The sequence below is a fragment of the Microbacterium umsixpiens genome (assembly GCF_053543675.1).
The window spans coordinates 12105-18173 of the sequence record NZ_JBLVOH010000027.1; the positions used below are offsets into that span (position 1 = coordinate 12105).

Genomic DNA, 6069 nt, shown 5'->3' on the forward strand with positions numbered 1-6069 from the left:
CCACGGCTCCCCGCAGATTCCGCTGCGCCATGAGGTTGGTGTACACGTTGTCGTCGGCGATCGCGGAGTACTCGTCGGGACCCGTCACCCCATCGAGGTGGAAGGCGCCGGCGGAGTCCCAGTGACCGAGCGACACCCACAGCCGAGCGGTCTCGACGAGCATCTCGAGGCCGGCCTCGCGCTCGAAGGCCTGGTCGCCCGTCGCGCGGACGTAGTGCACCACGGCGCCGGCGATGTCGGCGTTGACGTGGAAGGCCGCCGTGCTCGCGGGCCAGTATCCCGAGCTCTCCCTCCCGTCGATGGTGCGCCAGGGGAAGGCAGCACCGCGGAGGTGCAGATGCCGTGCGCGTTCCCGGGCGTGCTCGAGCGTCGAATGCCGCCAGCGGAGTGCCTGCTCGGCCGCATGCGGGGCGGTGGAGGTGAGCACGGGGAGCACGAAGGCCTCGAAGTCCCAGAAGGTGTGGCCCTCGTATCCTGAGCCGGTCAGACCCTTGCCGGGAACGGAGCGGAGTTCCGCGCGGACGGATGCCTGGAAGACCTGGAAGAGCGCGTATCGCGCGGCCTGCTGCAGCCGCGGTTCACCCTCGACCTCGACGTCGGCGCACGCCCAGTAGTCGTCGAGACGCTCTCGCTGCTCGTCGACGAGCCGATCCCACCCGGTCCGTCGGGCATCGGCGACGGCCGCCTCCGCGCGGTCTCGGAGAGCAGAGGGCGATGTCGTCGCCGACCACTCGTGGCCGACGAACTTGATCAGCTCGACGTGCTCGCCGGGGGCGAGGACGACGCGGGCGGTTGTCCGCGAGAGGTCCTGAGACGCTTCGGTGACCAGGGTCGGCTCGACGGTGCCGGACGCGGTCACGGAGTGGTCCGTGCTCACCGCCACGGAGAGCCCGCTCTCCCGTGTTCGATGAAGGAGAGTCGCGGCGGTGCCGATCACGGCGGAGTCGACGCCGACGAGTGGTGCCTTGAGCAGTTCCTGCACCCGGGGATCGGAGTGTGTGATCGGAAGCGGTTCGTTCGGCAACGCCTCCGACTGGATCGTGACCGCGATCTCGTGGGAAACGGCCTGCACGCGGTAGCGCACTGCCGCGATCGAGCGGCGCGAGAACGACACGATGCGGGTCGAATCGATCCGGACATGCCGATCCGTCGGTGAGATCCACTCGGCTTCGCGGTGCAGGGTGCCGTCCTGGAAGTCGAGGCTCCGGCGGTGATGGAGGAGTTCGCCGCGCCGCACATCGAACGGTTCGTCGTCCACGAGGAGCCGGATGATCTGTCCGTTCGGCACGTTGATCACGGTCTGGCCGGACTGTGGATATCCGTAGCCCTCTTCGGCGTACGGCATCGGATGCTCTTCGAACATGCCGTTCAGGTAGCTGCCGGCGACCCCGCGGGGTTCCCCCTCGTCGAGGTTGCCGCGCCACCCGACGTGCCCGTTCGACAACCCGAAGATCGACTCGTCGTGTGCGAGGCGCGTGATGTCCATGCCGTCCAACGCGATGCTCCACGGCGCGACCTCGAAGCGCGGCCCGGAGGACTTGGTATCCGATGACGACCGCTGGCTGATTCGCGGGCCTCGTCGATGTCGCGTCATGGATTCAGCATGCCCAGGACGCCACGAGGGTGCCAACGCCTTGACCCGCTCTGGGCGAACCGGCTAGAGGTGCAGAGCCGGTTCGCCGCGGATGCCGGTGACGGGGCGGCTAGCAACTCGATCCTGTCGGTTCAACCCCCTCGCAGCGGCGACGAGAAAGAGCCACCATGGGCGAGGCGGTGGCAAGCGAGATCGTCCGAGACTCCCGCTGCTCATCGCCTCGATGAGGGAGTGAGATGTCCGACAACGCGGTAGTCACGGCCGCCATGCGAGCGGCCTTCTGGTCGTGGATGGTGATCATCGTCGGAGGATTGGTGGTCATGATTGTGCTGCCGCTGGCAGGACGGTGATGAAGGTGCGTGAATTCGTCCGCAACAGCAGCCTGAGTCTCGCCTTCCTGACCATTTTCCTGGTCACGATCGTCGGCCAATCGATCGCCGGGTATGTGTACAACAACGAGCAGCTCGCCCAGCATGGCCAGGCAGCGGTGGCATACACCGATTTCGTGACCTCCTCCGACTTCCTCGTCGACGTCGCGGAGAACTGGCAGTCGGAGTTCCTGCAGTTCTTCCTCTTCATCTTCGCCACGATCTGGCTGATCCAGCGCGGCTCGGCAGAGTCCAAGAAGCCCGGAGACGAAGGCGTCGGCACGGACGAAGACCAGATGGTCGGTGTCCACGCGCGAGCGGACTCGCCGCGGTGGGCGAAAGCCGGTGGGGTGCGTCTATGGGTCTATTCGAACTCGCTGCTGTTGACCATGGGGACCATATTCCTGCTGTCGTGGCTGGCGCAGTCGCTCGCGGGGCACGTGGTGGCGAACGAGGAGAACGCGATGCATGGACTGCCGCCCGAAACCTGGGGCGACTACGTGGTTTCCGCGGAGTTTTGGAATCGCACCCTGCAGAACTGGCAATCGGAGTTCCTCGCCGTCGGAGCGATGGTCGCCTTCGCCATCTACCTGCGCCAGCGCGGCTCGAGCGAGTCGAAGCCCGTCGGGGTTCCGCATCATGTCGCCAGCGTGGAATCCGAGTGAAGGGCAAGGAGGATGCCCGCAGAGGATCCCGACCGGCACCTCGCTGAACCTTCGCGCCAACCTGCAGATCGCGCGCAGCCACGACGCTCCGCCGTCGAGGCTGGCTGCCCTCGATGCGGAGGTCAGACGACTCGCCGACGCCGCGAGAGATCTCGCTCAGCTCGCCGAGGAGCTCTCGTCGCGCCTGGACTGAGGGTGGTGTGACCCCTCAGCGATCCTCGAGCAGCTGATCCCGCACCTGGCGGCGCAGCACCTTGCCGATGAGCGACCGCGGCAGCTCATCGACGGCGGTGATGCGGCGCGGCACCTTGTAGGGCGTGAGCCTGGTGCGGCAGAAGTCGCGCAGCGCATCCACGTCGAGGGTGGCACCCTCGCGGAGCACGACCGCGGCGGCGACGTCCTCTCCGCCATGGGGTCTCGGAAGGCCGACGACGGCGGCGGCGGTGACGTCCGGGTGCGCCGTGAGCACGTCCTCCACCTCGCTGGGTGACACGTTGAACCCGCCCGTGATGATGAGTTCCTTGAGGCGGTCGACGATGCTCACGAACCCGTCGTCCGAGACCTCGGCGATGTCTCCGGTGCGGAGCCAGCCGTCTGCCAGCAGCGCATCCGCCGTCTCGCCCGGACGCCCCCAGTAGCCCTGGAAGACCTGAGGCCCACGGATGAGGAGCTCTCCGCGCTCGCCGGCGGGCATGTCCACGTTCGTGTCCTCGGGGTCGACGACGCGGATCTCGGTGCTCGGGAAGGGCACGCCGACGGTGCCGGGACGACGGGTCGGCCCCATCGGATTGCCGAGTGCCACCGGCGAGCTCTCGGTCATGCCGTAGCCCTCGACGAGGAGGCCGCCGGTCGCCTCTTCCCAGCGCTTCACCGTCGCGACCGGAAGGCTCATCGCGCCGGAGATGGCGAAGCGGACCGTCGAGAGATCGATGGTCCCGCGGGCTGCTGCGCGAGCCAGAGCGTCATAGATCGGCGGCACGGCAGGAAGGAAGGTGGGCGGAGTCGAGCGCGCCGCGGCGGTGACCAGCCCCAGATCGAACGCGGGGAACAGGACGAGCCGCGCGCCGATGCTCATCGCGAACGTGAGGCACAGCGTCATGCCGTACGCGTGGAACAGCGGCAGCACGCCGTAGAACGTCTCTTCGCCGTCGACGAGCCCTGGTACCCACGCCCGCCCCTGCATCGCGTTGGCACGGAGGTTCGAGTGCGTGAGGATCGCACCCTTCGGAACGCCCGTCGTGCCGCTCGTGTACTGCAGCAGTGCGGTGTCGCCCAACGTGGGACCGGGCACGCGTCGCGAGAGCCGTCGGTGGTCGACGAGAGTCCTCCAGGCGACGAGGTGCCGTGCCTTCGGCGTGCCGGTCAGCTTCGCTCGTGCCTCACGAGCCTTGGGTACCGGGAGACGGAGCGCGACGCGCTTCGAGAGGGGCATCGCCGCGGTGATGTCGACGCTGACGATGTGCTCGACCCGGAGGTCTGCGGGAAAACCGGCGACCATGTCGGCGGCCTTGTCCCACACGATGGCGACGCGCGCGCCGTGATCCTCGAACTGGTGTCGCAGCTCGCGAGGCGTGTAGAGGGGGTTGTGCTCGACCACGATCGCGCCGAGTCGCAGAGTCGCATAGAAGGCCACGACATGCTGCGGGCAGTTGGGAAGCACGAGGGCGACGCGATCGCCCTTGCCGACCCCGAGCCGCCGGAGACCTTCGGCGGCTCGCTCGATCTGCTCCCCGAGCTCCCGGTACGTCGTGACCGCGCCGAAGAAATCCAGTGCCGGACGCCGGCCGAACGCCTTCACGCTCGCCGACAGCATCTCCGGGAGGGTCTGCGTCGGCTCGTCGATCTCCGCGGGGACGCCCTCCGCGTACGAATCGAGCCAGGGGCGTGAAGAGAGGGGAGGAACGGCCATGCCTCCATCCTGCCGGGGAATGCCGGTGCCTGTCAGGCCGGCCGCCGTCGATTCACCCCACGAACAGCAGGATGATCGAGAGCGTGACCGCCGCAGCACCGACGCTGGCGAGCGTGACTCCGAGCACCTGGACGGCATGGAGGAGAGGGCGGCGGGGTTCGAATCGCATCAGGCTGGGGTGGTGTTCGCTGACGAACGCATCGACCTCTTCGCGGCCCTGCCAGTGGCCGGATTCGTCGGCGCGGAGCGGGCGCTCCCAGAAGTCGCCGGCGGTGAACCATCGGGCACGGGCGCGGCCGTCGTCCTCGAGGATGAAGACCTCATGCGGCACCCAGCGGCCATCGTGCACTTTCACCAGGAAGACGATGAGAAGCAGGGGGAGACCGACCCCGAGGCCGATCCACGACAGGATCTCGGCGATCAGCCCGATCGCATCGGCAGCATCCATGATCGGCTCCGTTCTCCTGAGAAAACAGTACCGGGGGTGTGTGGGCGCTCGTGTCAAGGCCCGAGCCTCGAGCGCGTCGAATCCGTAAGGTGGGCGTTCGCCGCCCGATACCCGACGGGCGTCAGGAGGATTCGACGATGACCGATGACTCGCTTCCTACCGAAGCGCTGCTCGATGGGCGCTATCAGCTGCAGGAATGCGTCGGGCAGGGCGGTATGGCCCGCGTGTATCGCGCCGACGACATCTTCCTCGGCCGCACCGTGGCGATCAAGATGCTGCGCGAGGAGATGGACGACGCCCAGTCATCCGGTCGTGCGCGCAGCGAGATGACGGTGCTCGCCTCGCTCAATCACCCCGGCCTGGTCACGCTCTATGACGCGCAGCTCGTCCCGGGGCGAGCTGAGTACCTGGTGATGGAGTTCATCGATGGGCCGACCTTGTCCGCCCGCATCGCGCAGGGGCCGCTCGCACCGGCCGAGGTGGCCCGGCTCGCAGCGGACCTCGCCGAGGCGCTGCATGTCGTGCACGGCGCCGGCATCGTGCATCGCGACATCAAGCCGTCGAACGTGTTGATGTCGCGGACGCCGCTCGCCGGCAGCCGGTCGGGGGCGAAACTAGCCGACTTCGGGATCTCCGTCCTCGTCGATGCTGCACGGCTCACCACCCCCGGGCTCGTGATCGGAACCGCGGCGTATCTCGCCCCGGAGCAGTTGAGAGGGGAGCCGCCCGCTCCGCCCGCCGACATCTATTCGCTGGGGCTGGTGCTGCTCGAGGCCCTCACCGGTGCGCGAGCCTTCCCGGAGGCCGAGGGTATCGGTGCCGCGATGGCCCGGCTCATCGAGACGCCGGAGGTGCCGGCGGCGCTGGGATCCGAGTGGTCCACCCTCCTGACCCGGATGCTGGCAGCGGACCCCGGCGATCGGCCGCGCGCCTCGGAGGTCTTCGCTGCCTCGTCGGCACTCGCGACGGCAGCGACGGCACCGTTAGCATCGTCGCGTCCGGCACCTCCTGCGCCTCCGCGTCCTGCCGTCCCGGCCACTGTCGCCGCGATGGCCGCAGCGGGCGCCGCGTCATCGCCGGCCCCC

The 6069-nt window shown here is 68.3% G+C and carries 5 protein-coding genes; 2 read left to right on the plus strand and 3 right to left on the minus strand.

Features of this window, described 5'->3' with window-relative positions:
* The coding region (locus ACNPM4_RS02825) for a glycoside hydrolase family 65 protein (protein WP_448984634.1) at positions 1–1486 on the minus strand (1486 nt) is incomplete at its 3' end.
* Between the two features lie 457 nt (positions 1487–1943).
* Between ACNPM4_RS02825 and ACNPM4_RS02830 the strand changes: the two genes are divergently transcribed.
* Positions 1944–2627 carry a DUF6766 family protein gene (locus ACNPM4_RS02830; protein ID WP_448984635.1) on the plus strand — a complete coding sequence of 228 codons (684 nt, stop codon included), beginning with the start codon at positions 1944–1946 and terminating at the stop codon, positions 2625–2627.
* A gap of 208 nt (positions 2628–2835) precedes the next feature.
* On the opposite strand, the gene ACNPM4_RS02835 is transcribed toward ACNPM4_RS02830, so the two are convergent.
* Positions 2836–4536: a long-chain-fatty-acid--CoA ligase gene (locus ACNPM4_RS02835; protein ID WP_448984636.1), complete on the minus strand. Its 1701-nt coding sequence runs from the start codon at positions 4534–4536 to the stop codon at positions 2836–2838.
* 52 nt (positions 4537–4588) lie between these two features.
* Positions 4589–4984, minus strand: coding sequence for a hypothetical protein (locus ACNPM4_RS02840; protein ID WP_372468961.1), 396 nt, complete (start codon positions 4982–4984; stop codon positions 4589–4591).
* Between the two features lie 137 nt (positions 4985–5121).
* On the opposite strand from ACNPM4_RS02840, the gene ACNPM4_RS02845 reads away from it, so the two are divergent.
* On the plus strand, positions 5122–6069 hold a 948-nt coding region (locus ACNPM4_RS02845; protein WP_448984637.1), incomplete at its 3' end, for a serine/threonine-protein kinase.